Source organism: Acinetobacter seifertii, assembly GCF_000368065.1.
In the GTDB taxonomy this organism is placed as follows: Bacteria; Pseudomonadota; Gammaproteobacteria; order Pseudomonadales; family Moraxellaceae; genus Acinetobacter; species Acinetobacter seifertii.
Genome location: NZ_KB851200.1, coordinates 1,541,154 through 1,557,579, shown reverse-complemented (window position 1 = coordinate 1,557,579; position 16,426 = coordinate 1,541,154). Strand labels below are relative to the sequence as shown.

14 protein-coding genes are annotated in these 16,426 nt (G+C 38.2%); 10 read left to right on the top strand and 4 right to left on the bottom strand.

Translation table 11 applies throughout. The features are described from left to right. The first annotated feature begins 429 nt into the window (after positions 1–429). The 4 genes from F985_RS14795 to F985_RS14780 all read left to right on the top strand — a co-directional run bounded on the left by F985_RS14795 (position 430) and on the right by F985_RS14780 (position 5,894). The gene (locus tag F985_RS14795; protein ID WP_004702249.1) at positions 430–1,248 is read left to right on the top strand and encodes a hypothetical protein; all 819 of its coding nucleotides are present in this window, start codon (positions 430–432) and stop codon (positions 1,246–1,248) included. 118 nt (positions 1,249–1,366) lie between these two features. After that, the gene (locus F985_RS14790; RefSeq protein ID WP_004702247.1) at positions 1,367–2,662 is read left to right on the top strand and encodes an acyl-CoA dehydrogenase family protein; all 1,296 of its coding nucleotides are present in this window, start codon (positions 1,367–1,369) and stop codon (positions 2,660–2,662) included. Positions 2,663–2,840: 178 nt separating this feature from the next. Continuing rightward, positions 2,841–4,232, top strand: a complete 1,392-nt coding sequence (locus F985_RS14785; RefSeq protein ID WP_004702245.1) for an LLM class flavin-dependent oxidoreductase — start codon at positions 2,841–2,843, stop codon at positions 4,230–4,232. 195 nt (positions 4,233–4,427) lie between these two features. Beyond that, positions 4,428–5,894, top strand: a complete 1,467-nt coding sequence (locus tag F985_RS14780; RefSeq protein WP_004702244.1) for an MFS transporter — start codon at positions 4,428–4,430, stop codon at positions 5,892–5,894. Positions 5,895–5,955: 61 nt separating this feature from the next. Here F985_RS14780 and F985_RS14775 read toward each other — a convergent pair whose 3' ends face one another. Beyond that, the gene (locus F985_RS14775; RefSeq protein WP_004702242.1) at positions 5,956–7,140 is read right to left on the bottom strand and encodes a hypothetical protein; all 1,185 of its coding nucleotides are present in this window, start codon (positions 7,138–7,140) and stop codon (positions 5,956–5,958) included. Positions 7,141–7,583: 443 nt separating this feature from the next. Between F985_RS14775 and tauA the strand changes: the two genes are divergently transcribed. From tauA to tauD, 4 genes are read left to right on the top strand one after another with little or no spacing between them, the layout of a single operon-like run. Continuing rightward, positions 7,584–8,624, top strand: coding sequence for a taurine ABC transporter substrate-binding protein (gene tauA, locus F985_RS14770; RefSeq protein ID WP_004702240.1), 1,041 nt, complete (start codon positions 7,584–7,586; stop codon positions 8,622–8,624). 9 nt (positions 8,625–8,633) lie between these two features. Then, positions 8,634–9,428 carry a taurine ABC transporter ATP-binding protein gene (locus tag F985_RS14765; RefSeq protein ID WP_004702238.1) on the top strand — a complete coding sequence of 265 codons (795 nt, stop codon included), beginning with the start codon at positions 8,634–8,636 and terminating at the stop codon, positions 9,426–9,428. Then, positions 9,425–10,294, top strand: coding sequence for a taurine ABC transporter permease TauC (tauC, locus tag F985_RS14760; RefSeq protein ID WP_004702236.1), 870 nt, complete (start codon positions 9,425–9,427; stop codon positions 10,292–10,294). Before F985_RS14765 ends, tauC begins: the two co-directional genes overlap by 4 nt. A gap of 8 nt (positions 10,295–10,302) precedes the next feature. Then, on the top strand, positions 10,303–11,184 hold the full coding sequence (tauD, locus tag F985_RS14755; protein ID WP_004702234.1) for a taurine dioxygenase: 882 nt from the start codon (positions 10,303–10,305) through the stop codon (positions 11,182–11,184). A 69-nt stretch (positions 11,185–11,253) separates the two neighbouring features. Here the strand turns inward: tauD and F985_RS14750 are convergent, their stop codons facing one another. Together F985_RS14750 and F985_RS14745 are read right to left on the bottom strand one after the other, a co-directional pair. Further along, positions 11,254–11,988: an aspartate/glutamate racemase family protein gene (locus F985_RS14750; RefSeq protein ID WP_004702232.1), complete on the bottom strand. Its 735-nt coding sequence runs from the start codon at positions 11,986–11,988 to the stop codon at positions 11,254–11,256. Beyond that, positions 11,985–13,454 carry an NCS1 family nucleobase:cation symporter-1 gene (locus tag F985_RS14745; protein ID WP_004702230.1) on the bottom strand — a complete coding sequence of 490 codons (1,470 nt, stop codon included), beginning with the start codon at positions 13,452–13,454 and terminating at the stop codon, positions 11,985–11,987. The genes F985_RS14750 and F985_RS14745 overlap by 4 nt, the downstream gene beginning before the upstream one ends. Positions 13,455–13,850: 396 nt before the next feature. On the opposite strand from F985_RS14745, the gene F985_RS14740 reads away from it, so the two are divergent. Then, complete coding sequence (locus F985_RS14740) at positions 13,851–14,591, top strand: GntR family transcriptional regulator (RefSeq protein WP_081401298.1); 741 nt, start codon at positions 13,851–13,853, stop codon at positions 14,589–14,591. Between the two features lie 49 nt (positions 14,592–14,640). Here the strand turns inward: F985_RS14740 and F985_RS14735 are convergent, their stop codons facing one another. Beyond that, positions 14,641–15,531 (bottom strand): LysR family transcriptional regulator, encoded by an 891-nt coding sequence (locus tag F985_RS14735; protein WP_004702226.1) that lies wholly within the window; start codon positions 15,529–15,531, stop codon positions 14,641–14,643. Between the two features lie 200 nt (positions 15,532–15,731). Here F985_RS14735 and F985_RS14730 point away from each other — a divergent pair, with 200 nt between their 5' ends. Beyond that, on the top strand, positions 15,732–16,418 hold the full coding sequence (locus F985_RS14730; protein WP_003651277.1) for a hydrolase: 687 nt from the start codon (positions 15,732–15,734) through the stop codon (positions 16,416–16,418). The last annotated feature ends 8 nt before the right edge of the window (positions 16,419–16,426 follow it).

The window sequence follows — 16,426 nt, the reverse complement described above, 5'->3', positions numbered from 1 at the left end:
AATGCATGTTGCATTGAAACATTGATGAAATATCTGGCGATATGCAATAGATCGTCTCATGAAAACTACCTACCTTAAGAAGTTTTCTTAATCATGCACTCGCTCTATTTGTATATGTAGATACAGAAATTTTTTATAAAACTATAACAGTTCAGTGTTGTTTCGAGGGGGTGCTATAGTTTTTTTTCGATCATCTGTAGCTATATATTCAGTCCTCTAAAGTTCACAATAAAAATGAACAGGATTTACCGTCGACCTAAACCAACCTTCAAGACTCAATGTGAACGCTGCTTTAGATTTTTTTTAAGCACATGATTATGTTCTTCTTTTCTATTTCCATTGTTGTTTTGTGTAGGGTCCGGTTGCTGCGTGTTTCTTAAAGACCTGAGTATAAGTGTAGCGCTTCTAAAATAGCTTGGATGTTAAAAAATGTTTATTACTTCTCAACTCAATGTTCTACATAAAATTATTAAAAATCAGTCTATTTCTACCTTGGTAATAGATCAGTTAGAACAGACTTATGTGAACCTTGAAGCAACTTTACTTAGAGCGAAAGTACTCAGAGACTTTTCTAAAACTCAAACGGTTTATTTAATTCAGTCGCATATTGAGCCACAGCAAAGTAGTTTAGCTTATCTATTCTCACCATTTATTTTTGCGAACTTAAACAAAGCTGCTATTTATACAACACCTGCAACACCACCTGTGCTTACTATCCTGAATAAATACTATCAAGCTGACAAGAAGGTTGTGTTTAAGGTAGATGAGGTTTTAGAGAGCCTAAAAATATATCTAGATTTAGAATTAATAGAGATGGGAGAAGCTGACTTTATTTATTTAAAATTAATCAAAGCATTGTGTAGAAGTGATATCTCTACAATTTTTTTGATCACCCATTTAGAGCTTGATTTAGAAGCTTTAAAACAACTTGAACAGTTCTTAAAAATAAAAATTCATTGGGTCAAAGTCGTAAAAGATGAAAGTCTAAAAGGCTTAGATCAGCTAGATATGCGTAAATTATTATTTAAAAATAAAGATGAAGCATATGTACAGTTATGTGCTCATTTTGCGCAAATGAATGCAGCACTGGTCGGGTTATGCGATACGTTTACTGCTAGTCAAATGACGCATTTAATTGATGATATGTTTTATTCAGAGCATATTTTTGAAAAGTTATCTGTCTATTCAGAATATATGCAAACCTTATTGCAAAGTCAGCATAGTCTTACCAAGAAAGAGATCGCTTAGGGCGGTCAGGCTTTTGATTGGTGTTATATCAAGATTGAATACTGTTATAAAAAAATAATCGTTTTCATGTGAAATAAATATTTTATGGTAAAAGCAAAGCAATATTGGTTTTACTTACATGACAAATTTAAATTTTGAGCATCATCTCGGTTCCTTAACACACGCTGCACTAAGCCAGGCCTCAATTATTTCTCGCGTGTGGGGTGAAGGGCCAACTGAGCGTTATGATGAATTGGCAAAAAATTTCAGACCAACTTTTGCCCGTATTAAAGAAGGGGCTTTAATCCGTGAGCAACAGCATATTTTGCCTTATGAACAACTTCAGTGGCTCAAAGATATTGGTTTTACACGGCTAAGACTTCCCAAAGCTCATGGTGGCTTTGATGCAACCATTCCTGAATTATTTGCATTGCTCATTGAACTTGCAGAAGCTGATTCAAACTTACCCCAAGCTTTACGTGTGCATTTTGGTTTTACTGAAGATGTCTTGGTAAGTAAAGATAAGTCGTTTCAACAGCGCTGGCTAAGCCGAATTGCAAATGGGGAAACAATCGGTAGTGCATGGTCTGAAGGCGGGAAAGAGTCAATTGATCAGTTTGAAACACACTTATATCGAGATAGTGACGGAAAAATTCGCATTAAAGGCAAAAAATACTACACCACAGGGAGCCTATATGCAGATTGGGTTGATGTTGGTGTAACAGATTTAAAAGGAGAGTCTGGCTCAGTTGTTGTTCGCCGTGAAGATGAAGGTGTCGAAATTGTCGATGACTGGAATGGCTTTGGACAGCAGCTTACTGCAAGTGGTACGGCATATTTCCATGACGTATTGGTCGATGAAGCTGAAATTTTACCTGATGATGACCGTTTTAAGTATTCTGCGGCTTATTATCAACTGGTCCAACTGGCAATCATTACAGGTCTAGGGCGTGCTGCAAGCTATGATGTTTCTCAAGCTGTCGCAAAACGTACCCGAAACTACACGCATGCAAATGCTCCATTTGTAAAACAGGATCCGCAAATTTTACAAGTAGTAGGTCAAATCCGTGGTGCAGCTTACAGTGCAGGGGCGATTGTTGAAAAAGTCGCACAAAGCTTACAACGTGCTTACTTAGCTGCATTTCAAAATAATGAGCAGCTTGAAGAGGAGCAAAATGCACTTGCCGAGCTTGAAAGTGCACAGTCTCAAACGGTCATTACCGATCTAATTTTAAATGCTTCTACGATTTTATTTGATGCTTTAGGTGCTTCCGCAACAGACAAAGATTTAGGCCTAGATCGATACTGGCGTAATGTACGAACTTTATCTTCACATAACCCGAGAGTATTTAAAAATCGTATTATCGGTGATTTTAGTGTAAACGGCACATTACCTCCGTATCAATGGCGAATAGGGAATGTTGATAAACAATAAATTATAGTTTTAGATATTAAGCTGCTATTCTTAGCGGCTTAATATTATTTATGTTTTTTAGAAATAAATTATATAAACCTATTAGAATAAAATCATATTTTGTTTGGGGTTTATATTATAAAGAAAACCTAAAAATTGCTTTAGTATAAAAAATAAATAAAATGCTGGCGAATATTTTATGACTAAGAAAATTAGTTTTAATGCTTTTGAAATGAATTGTATTGCCCACCAATCTCCTGGATTATGGCGACATCCTCAAGATCGATCTATTGAATATAAAGATTTAGAATATTGGACAGATTTAGCACAAATTCTTGAGCGTGGTTTTTTTGACGGTATTTTTATTGCAGATGTGCTTGGTATTTATGACGTTTATCATCAAAGTGCTGAACATGCCTTAACAGGTGCAGTACAAGTTCCAGTCAATGATCCGCTACAGATTGTGCCAGCAATGGCAGCAGTCACAAAGCACTTGGGTTTTGGTGTCACAACTTCTATTTCCTTTGAACACCCTTATCCTTTTGCTAGACGTATTAGCACGTTAGACCATTTAACCAAAGGGCGAGTTGGATGGAATATCGTGACGTCTTATTTGGAAAGTGGTTCGAAAAACTTGGGTCTAAAAACTCAGGTTAATCATGACAATCGTTATGATATTGCTGATGAATATTTAGAAGTCCTTTACAAACTTTGGGAAGGGTCTTGGGAAGAAGGTTCGGTACTTCGTGATCGTGAAAGCGGTATCTTTGCTGACCATAAAAAAGTGCATCCAATTCAGCACGAAGGTAAATACTTTACAGTACCGGGCATCCATATTTGTGAACCATCACCGCAACGAACGCCAGTACTCTACCAAGCAGGCGCATCTTCACGCGGGCAGAAGTTTGCTAGTCAAAATGCCGAGTGTGTATTCATAGCAGCGCCGTCTAAAATTGCCACTAAAAAAGTGGTACAAGGTATTCGCCAAAAATTGGCTCAAGAAGGCCGCGACCCGTACTCTGTCAAAATTTATGCACTTTTGTCGATTGTCACTGATGAAACCGATGCAAAAGCACAGGCTAAGTTTAAAGAATATCAAAGCTATGGAAGCTATGACGGCGCTTTAACCTTGCTATCTGGCTGGTCTGGTGTCGATTTTTCACAATATCAACCAACTGACAAAGTTGAATATATTCAAACCAACGCGATTCAATCTTTATTAGATTCTTATGTGAATGCGGACCCAGAACGTGTTTGGACCATTGAAGAAATTGCAAACTGGAACAGCTTAGGTGGGAATGGACCTGTGTTAGTGGGTTCGGCAGAAACCGTTTCAGATGCTTTACAGCAATGGGTTGAAGATACCGATATTGATGGCTTTAACCTTGCCTATATTTTGGCTCATCAAACCTTTGCCGATGTGGTTGAGTTCATTGTGCCAGAGTTACAAAAACGTGGGGTATATCAAACCTCTTATGCACAAGGAACATTAAGAGAAAAATTATTTGGTGCTGGGCCATATTTGCCTGAAAATCACCGCGGTGCAAAATATCGTAATCTAAAAGAGTTAAAACTTGCTGAGGCGAGTTAATATTTTGCAAACCCGTTAAATAAATAGCTGGTTAAATACCAGCTTTTATTTTTCCTTTTTTATATCGGTTTTACTGCTGAGTTAATAATGAAAAAATAATTCTATAATTTAGATTAAAACATCAGATTAATTTGTTTTTGTATTGTGTGAATAATCATTATTTTGTTCCTGTTATTAAAGTTTAGGAATTATTAAGTGAGCACACAAGAACTCGATCATAACCATCGTTATGAAATTAAATCTCCCGATGATGTTTCACAATTAATTTCAAAATTTGCAGGGAAGGGTAAATCGAATAAAGTTATTTGGTTGGCACTAATTGGGGTGTTTATTGATGCCTATGATTTAACAACGCTGTCCTTTGGTATTGAGCAAGTTATCTCAGAGTTTTCTTTAAGCCCTGTCATGACTGGTGTGGTGGCTTCAGCAATTGTCTGCGGAACCATTGTTGGTAACCTAATTGGTGGTTGGCTGACAGATAAAATTGGCCGTTATCGGGTCTTCATGGCGGACATGGTGCTCTTCGTTATTGCTGCAATTGTCGCTGGTTTTGCACCGAATGTATGGGTTTTGATTTTAGCCCGATTTATTATGGGCATTAGTGTTGGTATTGATCTGCCTGTGGCAATGTCATACTTATCTGAGTTTTCCAAGTTTAATGGAAGTAGCAACAAGGCCGCGCGTTTAGCGGCATGGTGCCCAATGTGGTATGCCGCTTCTTCGGTCTGTTTTGGTCTAGTTCTGGCGCTTTATTTTCTTTTACCCCCTGAGCATAGTAATTGGTTATGGCGAGCATCTTTAATTTTTGGAGCAGTGCCAGCGTTACTCATCATTTTTATTCGCGGTAAATATTTAACTGAATCACCCATTTGGCTTGCAAACCAAGGCGATTTAAAAGGTGCAGCTAAAGTTCTACAAGAGTCCTATGCAATTAATGCAGTCGCTACAGTTGAAAAAGTAGAAAGAACTGCTGAAAAGAAAAAGCGCGAGGGTTTTGCAGTTTTATTTAATAAAACTTATTTGCCAAGAACGATTGTGGCCATTGTGATTCACATTTCGGTGGCATTTCAGTACACGACCATTGCCTTTTTTTTACCTTCTATTTTAACGCGTTTCTTTCATACCGATGTCTTGACGACCATTACTACAACACTCGGACTCAATTTGCTGTTTGCATTTACGGGCGGGCTGTTAGGTGTATTTGTTGCTAGTAGATTTAAATCTCGGCATGTGCTGCTTACAGGCTTTTTACTCCAGTTTATAGCCCTCATTGCTTTGGCATTAATTGGTGAACCCGGTAATAGTTTTTTACTCTACACCGCAATTGTAATGCTCGGTTTGTGGCTTTTTGCCGAAGGCTTTGGGCCTGGGGCACAAATGATGGTTTATCCAACCATGGCTTATCCAGCTTCGATTCGTGGCGTTGGGGTCGGCTTTAACCGTGCAGTAACTGGTGTTGCTCAAGCAATTGCTTTGTTTGTTTTACCGATCTGGATGGCGGGATATAAAACTGATGTTTACCTGATTATTTCTATCTTTGCGTTTATTCCTTTAATTGTGATTGGGCTACTGATTAAGTTTGAGCCTACCGCTCAAGATGTCGATGTCATCGATGAAGAGAAAGCAGAACTTCCTCTCAATAATTCACCAGTAATCGACTAGAGTAAAAATAAATATCTAGATAAAAACAAAGCCCAACATCTGTTGGCCTTTGTTTTTGGAGTTAGAAGTAATAAGCAAAAATTACAAATGCTTTTTTATTCCATTTATCATTGCTTCCACCAGCCGCAAGTCCTTCACTGTCTCCTAGATATGGATCGTGTTTACCCACCAGCAACTCGGCTTGTACTGTCAATTTTTGATAGTTAAACGCAATACCCGGAATAAAACGGGTGGAGTCTTTAAAACCATCTTGCTCTTTTCGATAAGAGCTGTAGTTTAAATACGGCCGAACAGAGGTAATTGGGCCAAATTGCTGAGGGAACAAATAGCTGAGTTCGGCTGAATAAATCTGACCTTTAGTTGCCGAGTTAAATGAATAATCGAAACCACCTAAAGTCAGGTGGTCTTTATATTGATTGTCGGCATTATCAATGTCTTGATAACCAGCCAAAAGCTGTAAATTCCATTGGTTATAATTGGTGTTGCTAAAAACCGAATAGACTTGGCGATTCCCATTTTGCCCTGAGCGTTTGTTTTCAATGGTGGAATACCATGCAGAAGCACCCAGTTGGGTAGAGAAATTTTCTTGGCCTAAGACATTTTTAAAGGTATGAGCACCACGAACAACAATGGAGTTCTTTTCTTTGGTATTGGTGCCTTCTGGTACAGAGTCATCTGCATTGACAGGGTTGATACTAAATCGACTCGAGTCTTTGCTTTTACCTCTATAGGTGCCACCATCGGTAGGATAAAAGGCAAATTGTGCCTCATTGATTCCATCATTGAAATCATATTTCACGCCAAGGTTGTGTACATCCTCCCAACCCGCACTATTGGCAATGCCTAAATAATAAGTATTTCCCCAAAAGCGACCCAAGCCAAAAGGAACGGGGTTTAAGCCAGCAATAATTTTATTATTGTCATTAATTTTATAACCCAACCATGCATCGGTGAGCCAATTTGCATCACCTAAACGCCCGTAATATTCATAAACCCGATAATCTAAGCGGCCAATCCATTTCGGGGAGTTGTAGTCCAGCCATAATACGGCGTCATTAAAAGAAAATTTACTGGTAGAGGGTTCAGAGTCAAAATCATAAACATATTTAGCCCGAACAGTACCACTTACTTTAAGTTCACCTTCTTCAGCATTACCAAAGGTAAGCGCTGCATGGCTTGAAAGACTAAAGGTAGTCAAAGTCGTAGCGATGAATATTTTTTTTAAATTTTGGGGATGTTTAAACAAAATATATTTTCTCCTCTTAAAAATAAAAAATTAAACTTGCGTCATGTATAAACCAGAAAAAGATTTGTCTAAATCTCAATATTTGCAGAGGTTTTAAGATAAAAAGATAATAAAATCTGATCTTTATAAAAAATGGCGAAAATTGATTAGACGTAAAACATCTAATGCGATAGACCAAAAGAAAAAATGATTAAAGGTGAGTAGGATAAAATACTAGAGAGCTTATGTCAGGCTTTTCCAATCATATGATTTGGGAATAACGTTTTTAATTATTGATATATAAGTATTTTAATTTTGTATCTATTCTATAAGATTACTTAAAATTTGCTTTTTACCAAAAGATAAAAACTTATGAAGAAAAGTTATTTATAAAAACTAGATAAGCAACTCATATTTTTTTATTTTTCATTATAAAGCCGGCTGCATACCATAGGCTTATATTATTGAAAGATCATGAAATTATGAGCACGAAGACCAAACCGCTGATTGTCACGGCAATTGTGATCGTCGCAATTGTTGCATTTATCGTATGGCAAAATAAAAAAGACAATAATACAAGTGCTTCAGTTCGTGACAACAAACCTGTCGTGATTGCCTATCAAACTGGAGTGGACCCAAGTAAAGTTGCACAGGCGAATGGTGACTACGAAAAACAAAGTCAACGTAACATTCAATGGAAAAAATTTGATGCAGGCTCAGACGTTGTCAATGCACTTGCTTCAGGCGATGTCGTACTTGGCAATATTGGCTCAAGTCCACTTGCTGCTGCGGCAAGCCGTGATTTACCGATTGAAGTATTCTTAATTACATCAAAACTTGGTGGATCTGAAGCATTAGTGGTAAGTAATAAATCAGGCATTAAAACTCCTCAAGATTTAATTGGCAAAACCATTGCTGTACCGTTTGTTTCAACCACGCATTACAGCCTTTTGTCGGCACTTAAACATTGGAACATTCCAGAAGACAAAGTAAAAATTATTAACTTGCGTCCACCTGAAATTTCAGCTGCTTGGGAACGTGGTGATATTGATGCAGCATATGTGTGGGAACCTGCTTTAAGTAAAGCCAAAGCATCTGGTACGGTTTTAACCGACTCAAAACAAGTGGGTGAATGGGGCGCTCCAACTTATGACTTATGGGTTGTGCGTAAAGATTTTGCAGAGAAAAATCCTGATTTCTTAAAAGCTTTTGTTAAAACTACGCTTGAGCAGCTTGAAAAATATAATCAAGATCCAGCCGCTTACGTTAAAGATGCCGATAACGTGCAAAAAATTGCGCAGCTTACTGGTTCTGATCCAAAAGATATCCCGCTTTTATTAAGTGGAAATATTTACCTAGATCGTGCTCAGCAAAAACAAACGTTAGATGGTGAATTTGCGCAAAATATTTTTGATACAGCGAAGTTCTTAAAAGGTCAGGGCAAGGTCGATCAACTGAAAGCCGATTATAAAGGCAATGTGAACTCTTCATTTTTGCAGCCTTAAGGAGTTGTCATGAGTGTACTTGAAGCCAAACATATTCATCTGACTTTTCCTAAACAGCAAAAGCCAGTTTTACAAGACATTAACCTAACTATTGAAGAAGGTTCTTTAACCGTGATTTTAGGTGAGTCGGGTTGCGGCAAAACAACTTTGCTTAATATCTTGGCAGGGTTTCAAAAGCCAAGTTCTGGTGATGTGCTGGTAAATCATGAAGTGGTAACTGGTCCAGATGTAACTCGTGCTGTTGTTTTTCAAGATCACGCCTTACTTCCTTGGTTGAATGTTGCAGATAATGTTGGCTTCGCTTTGCAGTTAAAAGGTTTAAAACGTGCAGAGATTGAGAAACAGGTGAGTGCAATTTTAAAAATTGTGGGTTTAAGTCACGTTGAAAAAGCCAATATCTGGGAACTTTCCGGTGGTATGAAACAACGTGTTGGTATTGCCAGAGCTTTGATTAGTCACGCGCCGTTTATTTTATTAGATGAACCTTTTGCGGCATTAGATGCTTTTACGCGTGAAAACATGCAGCAGTTAGTGCTCGATTTATGGATTCAACAAAATAAAAGTTTCTTTTTAATTACTCATGACATTGAAGAAGCATTATTGCTCAGCAATCAGCTGGTACTAATGACAGCGCATCCAGGCAAAATTGTAGAAACTCTACATCTCGATTTTGCTAATCGATATCGTCAGGGCGAGTCTATTCGTGCAATTAAATCTGACCCTCAATTCATTCAGCTCAGAGAGCAGTTATTTGAAAGTTTGAGGGCACAAAAGCAAAGCGGTAAGGAGGCGTTACCTACATGAACACTAAAGATAACGTCTATGAGTATGACAAAGCAGAGCTAAAACTTAAGTCAGATGTGCAAACAGAAAATACTTCATTTCTCTCGTCATTTTTTGAGAAGCATCGCACTTTGGCAGTCAGCATAATTAGTGTGGGAAGTGTGGTTGCACTCTGGTTCCTTATTACTGCTTTGCATGTTGTACCTGAACTATTTCTACCGAGTCCACAGGCAGTATGGCAAAAATTTATATCGGTTAGCCAAGAAGGCTTTATGAAGGCTACTTTGTGGCAACACTTGGCAGCCAGTATCTCTCGTGTGTTTTTAGCTTTGATTGCTGCTGTAGTCATTGGTGTACCACTGGGTTTATGGATGGGCCTGAACAAATGGGTTCGCGCAGTTCTAGATCCATTGGTTGAATTATTACGTCCAATTCCACCGTTAGCTTATTTGCCGTTACTTGTTATTTGGTTCGGTATTGGCGAAACCACAAAAGTACTTTTGATTTTCTTCTCGATTTTGGCGCCTGTCATCATTAGTAGTGCGCATGGTGTGTTAAGCCATCAACTTAATCGTGAGCGTGCGGCATTGTCGCTAGGGGCAAGTCAGTCACAAGTCTTTTGGCATGTCATTTTACCAACGGCTTTACCTCATATTATTACCGGAATTCGTATTGGTCTTGGGGTGGGTTGGTCAACCTTAGTTGCAGCAGAGTTGGTTGCAGCGGACCGTGGTATTGGTTTTATGGTGCAATCGGCAGCGCAGTTTTTAATTACCGATACGGTGATTTTGGGCATTATTGTGATTGCGATTGTCGCAGTTAGTTTTGAGCTGTTTTTACGTTGGTTACAAAAACAGTTTTCTCCTTGGTATGGTCAGCAGTTGTAGTAAAGAAGATGAATACAGTAGTAGCAAACTTAAATATTGAAGTGATCAAGCCTACCATTGGCGCAATTATTCACGATATCGATTTGAATGCGTTAAATGAACAGACAACGCAACAAATCCAGCAGGCTTTGCTTGATCATCAAGTCATTTTTTTTCGAAAGCAACAATTAGCGCCGCAAGCACAAGCAGACTTAGCACGTAGTTTTGGCAGCTTACATGTGCACCCGATTTATCCTTCAATTGAAGATGTACCTGAAGTGATGGTACTCGATAGCTGGAAACAAGATTTGCGTGACAATGAACTTTGGCACACAGATGTGACTTTTAGTAAAACTCCACCTTTAGGTTGTGTGTTGCAAGCCATTAAAATTCCACCTGTAGGTGGTGATACGTTGTGGTCGAGCAACACAGCAGCTTTTAAAGGGCTTCCGCTTGAGTTGCAGCAAAAATTACGTGGCTTAACTGCAACACACGATATTCGTAAGTCTTTTCCGCTGGAGCGTTTTGCCCATAATGAAGAAGAGCGTGAAAAGCTTTTACAAACCTTTAAGCGTAACCCGCCAGTGGTTCACCCAGTGGTGCGTACCCATCCGGTTACAGGTGAGCCTTTGTTGTTCGTAAGTGAAGGCTTTACCACTCGCATTAATGAGTTACCTGAACAAGAAAGTGAGCAATTACTTAATTTCTTGTTTGAACATGCGACCCAAGAGCAATTTCATTTGCGTTGGAAGTGGCAAGATGGTGATATCGCGATTTGGGATAACCGTTGTACGCAACATAAAGCATTATTTGATTATGGCGATGCTCATCGCATCATGCACCGTGCAACCATTAACGGTGATGTGCCATTTTATAAAAATGAACAACAGCCAGAGTTAGCCGAAGTTTAATTTTTTGGTTTTTAGCCGTTTCAATTCCAACGCAGCGTTTTGAGTTGGAATTGAAACAGTAATTTATTTCTAATGTGCTCCAAATCCTGACAATATGCCTGTGTAACTCTTTACAGGAGGTGAGGCCCAATCACCAACTTTGCTGGTTTTTAAATTTAACTGGACTAACATTTCAGCTTGTTTAACGGCTGCTGCAATGCCGTCAATAACAATTACTCCCAACTCGTTTTGTAGCTTTAGACATAAATCACTCATACCTGCACAGCCCAAAACAATCGTATCGCTTTTATCTTCTACTAGTGCTTTTTTGCACTCATCTCGTATGGTTCGATAAGCATCTGAGTCAGGAAGCTCCAACTCTTCAACTGCAATGTCACAAGCTCGAACATTTTTGCAAAATGGCGTAGCCCCATAGCGATGAGCCAGATGCCAGCTCATATTCACTGTGCGTTGTAAGGTTGTGACTACACTAAACCCAGTACTTACATAACTTGCAGTTCGCATAGCTGCTTCGGCAATCCCAATTACAGGTGCTGAAGTGATTTCACGGGCGGCATAAAGGGCAGGATCACCAAAGCAGGCAATGATATAGGCATCTACATTTAGCTGTTCACCTTGGCGAATTTCCTCTAGCACACCTATTGCACTTAGGGCTTCATCATAATAACTTTCAATTGTTGCAGGTCCCATTTGAGGACTCACTGCAATAATTTGAGTATCAGAATTTGCGACTATCTTTGCTGATGCAGCAATTTTGTCTGTCATGCTTTGAGTGGTATTGGGGTTAATAATTTTAATTTTCATTGTACTTTTACCTTCGTCATTGCCGATTTAGCATGGGCAAGCAGTTGGTTAAGAAATCGGTAAATGACAAAACCGAATCCCATCCCAATAAACCATGTGAAATTAGCAAGAGCAGATAATTGTGGTAACAGCACGCAGAGAATAGGAATTAATGAAGCTGGAATTAAGGCATAAAAGGCAGAGTGGTTATAACCATTTTTGTACCAATACAAACCTTTGGTATCTAAGGTATATAAATCATCTACTTCGATTTTCTGTTTTTTAACGAGGTAAAAATCGGCTAGCAATACACCAAAAAGTGGACCAATAAATGCACCTAAAATATCAATGGTGTAATGGATTACTTGGGGATTATTAAACAAATTCCATGGGGTAATGAAAATCGAACCAACTGCTGCAATCATTCCACCCATGCGCCAGCTAATTTTGCTCGGTGAAACGTTGGAAAAATCAAAGGCAGGTGAAACAAAGTTAGCGACAATATTAATCCCGATGGTGGCAATCATTAAGGTTAAACTGCCTAAAATCACCACAAAGGTATTATCAAGTTTGCCGACCATCTCGACAGGGTCTGTAATGAGCTTGCCGTAGACTGGAAGCGTTGCCGCAATACAAACTACAGTAAGTAAGGAAAAGCCTAAGAAGTTAATCGGTAGCCCAAGAAAGTTCCCCATTTTAATGGCATTAAAACTTTTGCCATAACGAGAAAAGTCACCAAAGTTCAGCATAGGCCCTGAAAAATATGAGACAACAAGTGCAATAGCACTAATCATGACTGGTACAACTGCAAAACCGTCATATTGAACACCGCTCAAGTTTAAATCAATATTTTGCCAGCCAGCTTTCCAGATGAGCCATACTGCCATCGCAAACATCACAACGTAGACAGCCGGACCCGCCCAGTCAATGAACTTACGAATGCTGTCCATGCCAGACCAAAAAACAATCGCTTGAAGTAGCCAAAGCAGCATGAAGCCAACCCAACCTAGATAGGAAAGTCCAAGAAAGCCATAAGTTGAAACATCGGCATATACCGACCATTCTGGAAAGAACTTTAAAATGACTAATAAGAAAGCACTTGAGGCTAAATAGGTTTGAATACCATACCACGCGACAGCAATAAGACCACGAATAACAGCAGGAATATTTGCACCAAGTACACCGAAGGTTGCGCGGCAAATAACAGGATAGGGCGTGCCAGTTTGTTGGCTAGACTTGGCAATGAGGTTTGTAAAAAACTGAACTACGGCAATGCCGATGAGTAAAGATAAAAGTACCTGCCAGCTATTGAGCCCGAGTGCAAAAAGGCTCCCAGCCATGACATAACCGCCGACACTATGAACATCAGACATCCAGAAAGCAAAAATATTATAAGCGCCCCATGTTTTGTTTTTTAAAGGAGCTAAGTCTTGATTTGTCAGTTTTGCATCATAAGAAGGTTTAATTATTGCTTCGGTATTATTCATCTTGAACACTCACTTCCTTAAGATGGAGGCACTTTCAGCAGCATTGTTTTTCTGTCTAAAAGAATGAAATTAAAATTGTGTACAATGTGATATTTAAATTGTGCACAATTTCAATTGAGCAAAAGTTATGCCAAATTTAGGAAGTAGCATTTATGAGTCATTAAAACTGGTATGGATTTTGGATATGAAGAGATAAATTTAGAAAATGAGAAGTGCTTAATTTTTTATAAAAAGTAAGTAAATTTAGGTGTATAAGTGGATATTTAGAGATTTAATATCGAATTGTTCAGCTCAGTATAGATGTTGTGAAAGTTAGAGAAATATTTCCAAATGCTTAAGTTAAACTTACACTATTCAAAATAGATAAAGTTCTAAAAAAAGGGGGCATCAATAAAAATGGAGAAATCAATGCCATCGAATGCACCAAAAAAAGCCGTAGAAATGAGTAATGATGAAATTGATGACCATATATATAACGCTATTGTAGATGCTATTTTAAATCGACAACTTGCCCCTGGCGCACGTTTAGTTGAAGCACCTTTGTGTGAAGCATTTGGTGTAACGCGAGGAGTGTTAAGACGTGTTTTTGTCAAACTTGCCCATGATAAGGTCATCGAAATTCAGCCCAATCGTGGAGCACTCATCGCAAAACATAGTGCTCATGAAACAAAAGAGGTCTTTGAAGCACGCAGCATGCTTGAAATCGCTACTGTAAAAAAGCTAGCTCAAAAGTCGCATAGCCTAGATTTTAGTGAGCTTCGAGGTTTAGTAGATCAAGAGTCTCATGAGCGTTTAGCTGGCAATTGGGCTGAGTGGATTAAGCTATCAGGGCAATTTCATTTAAAACTGATTGAAGCAAATCAAAATACAATTATGAGCAGTTATTTGCAGACGCTTATTGCAAGGACTTCGTTATTAATTGGGTTATATGAAATTTCCAAACATAATAATTGTTCAGCAGATGAACATCGTGCAATTTTAGATGCGATTGAACAAGGCGATGAAAAGCGAGCAACTCAATTGATGGAAGAGCATTTAGAACACTACGCGACGGCATTTGTTGAAGAAGACCACACAGCAACAGCAGATCAAAATTTATTAAATTTATTTAAAAATAAAAAAATTGAAACTATTTAAAATAACTAAAAAATAACGGGCCAATTCCTATGGAAAAGGCCCAGATTGGTTATTTTACAGGAACGATTTGACGCGTTAGAAAATCAATAAATAGTTTGACCTTCTTCGATAAAATCTTACGGTTTGGCCATGTGGCATATAAGTGAAGCGGCTGACTGGTGTAGTCCTCCAAACATTTCTGTAATTTGCCTTCTTTGTAATAAGGCTCTGCAATAAACTCTGGAAGAAAAACGATACCGTGATCTTTCAAGCACATATCTAATAATAATTCCCCATTATTACAGGTCATCACAGGGAAGCAATTAAAGGACACTTCTTTTTGATCTTTTTGGAAAATCAATTTTTTATGTCGGCTATCTTGATAGTAAATCAGAAATTTATGTTCTTTAAGTTCTTCTAAAGAGGTTGGCAGGCCATGCTGATTAAAATATTCAGGTGTTGCATATAAATATCGTTGATAGGTATTTAATATTTTACTATTTGCTAAGTTTGGAGGCGAGCCATCTACACGAATGGTTAAATCAAATTTATTATTATTCGTGTCTAATAGCTGATCAGTCATGAATAAATCAATTTTGATACTGGGATATTTCTCTATAAAGTCTGAAATAATATGTTGAAGAAAAATATTGCTAAAAGACATGGGGGTATTGAGCTTAAGTTCGCCTTCAGGGTACTGTTGATTGTAACTAATTTCATAAGCAGCCCATTCAAACTCACTTAAAATGACTTTACTATGTTGATAAAATTTTTCCCCACAAGAGGTGAGATTCATCTGTCTTGTTGTTCTGGTTAACAGTGTGGTTTTCAGGTCATTTTCGAGGTAGCAAACACGTTTGGCTACTAAGTCACGAGAGATGTCGAGTGCTCTGGCTGCGCTACTAAAATTCCCATGCTCTACGACACTTACAAAAGTGGAAATACAGTCTAATCGATCCATGGATAAGCAAAAGTTAAAAAAATATATATCAATGATTAAACTATAAAAATTAAAAAGCAATCATTGATTTTATTGTATTCGTACAGCATACAGATTCGAGCTGATTTACTGTCTATTTTTTTACATTTTTATCTGTTTTGATAATAAACATTAGATTTTTTACTTAAACACAAAACTTATCAGTAATAACGGAGTTATTCATGAATAAATCACTTTTAGAACAATTATCACCAACGAATTGTCAGGTTATTTTTATTGATCATCAGCCACAGATGGCTTTTGGGGTACAGTCAATAGATCGCCAAGTATTAAAGAATAATACTGTAGGGTTAGCCAAAGCAGCTAAAACATTCAATATTCCTGTCACCATTACTACGGTTGAAACTGAAAGCTTCTCTGGTCATACCTATCCAGAACTTTTAGATGTATTTCCAGATGCTCCATTACTAGAACGTACTTCTATGAACTCATGGGATGATCAAAAAGTACGTGATTCTCTTGCAAAAAATAATCGTAAAAAAGTGATTGTTTCAGGCTTATGGACTGAGGTGTGCAATAACACTTTTGCTTTTGGTGCCATGCTTGAAGGCGATTATGAAATTTATATGGTCGCGGATGCTTCGGGTGGCACATCGAAAGAAGCACACGATTATTCTATGCAACGCATGATTCAAGCAGGTGTTGTTCCGGTAACTTGGCAGCAAGTCTTACTTGAATGGCAACGTGATTGGGCACACCGTGATACGTATGATGCAGTTATGGCAATTGTACGCGAGCATTCTGGTGCTTATGGTATGGGCGTTGATTATGCTTATACAATGGTACATAAGGCACCTGAACGTACAACTTCAAAACACGAAGTACTTGCACCAGTTCCTGCAAAATAAAACAGTAC

What these genes read in the sequence shown, in the direction of transcription:
- F985_RS14795 (WP_004702249.1), top strand. Translation starts at nt 430, where the DNA reads ATGTTTATTACTTCTCAACTCAATGTTCTACATAAAATTATTAAAAAT.
- F985_RS14790 (WP_004702247.1), top strand. Translation starts at nt 1,367, where the DNA reads ATGACAAATTTAAATTTTGAGCATCATCTCGGTTCCTTAACACACGCT.
- F985_RS14785 (WP_004702245.1), top strand. Translation starts at nt 2,841, where the DNA reads ATGACTAAGAAAATTAGTTTTAATGCTTTTGAAATGAATTGTATTGCC.
- F985_RS14765 (WP_004702238.1), top strand. Translation starts at nt 8,634, where the DNA reads ATGAGTGTACTTGAAGCCAAACATATTCATCTGACTTTTCCTAAACAG.
- tauC (WP_004702236.1), top strand. Translation starts at nt 9,425, where the DNA reads ATGAACACTAAAGATAACGTCTATGAGTATGACAAAGCAGAGCTAAAA.
- tauD (WP_004702234.1), top strand. Translation starts at nt 10,303, where the DNA reads ATGAATACAGTAGTAGCAAACTTAAATATTGAAGTGATCAAGCCTACC.
- F985_RS14750 (WP_004702232.1), bottom strand. Translation starts at nt 11,988, where the DNA reads ATGAAAATTAAAATTATTAACCCCAATACCACTCAAAGCATGACAGAC.
- F985_RS14745 (WP_004702230.1), bottom strand. Translation starts at nt 13,454, where the DNA reads ATGAATAATACCGAAGCAATAATTAAACCTTCTTATGATGCAAAACTG.
- F985_RS14740 (WP_081401298.1), top strand. Translation starts at nt 13,851, where the DNA reads ATGGAGAAATCAATGCCATCGAATGCACCAAAAAAAGCCGTAGAAATG.
- F985_RS14735 (WP_004702226.1), bottom strand. Translation starts at nt 15,531, where the DNA reads ATGGATCGATTAGACTGTATTTCCACTTTTGTAAGTGTCGTAGAGCAT.
- F985_RS14730 (WP_003651277.1), top strand. Translation starts at nt 15,732, where the DNA reads ATGAATAAATCACTTTTAGAACAATTATCACCAACGAATTGTCAGGTT.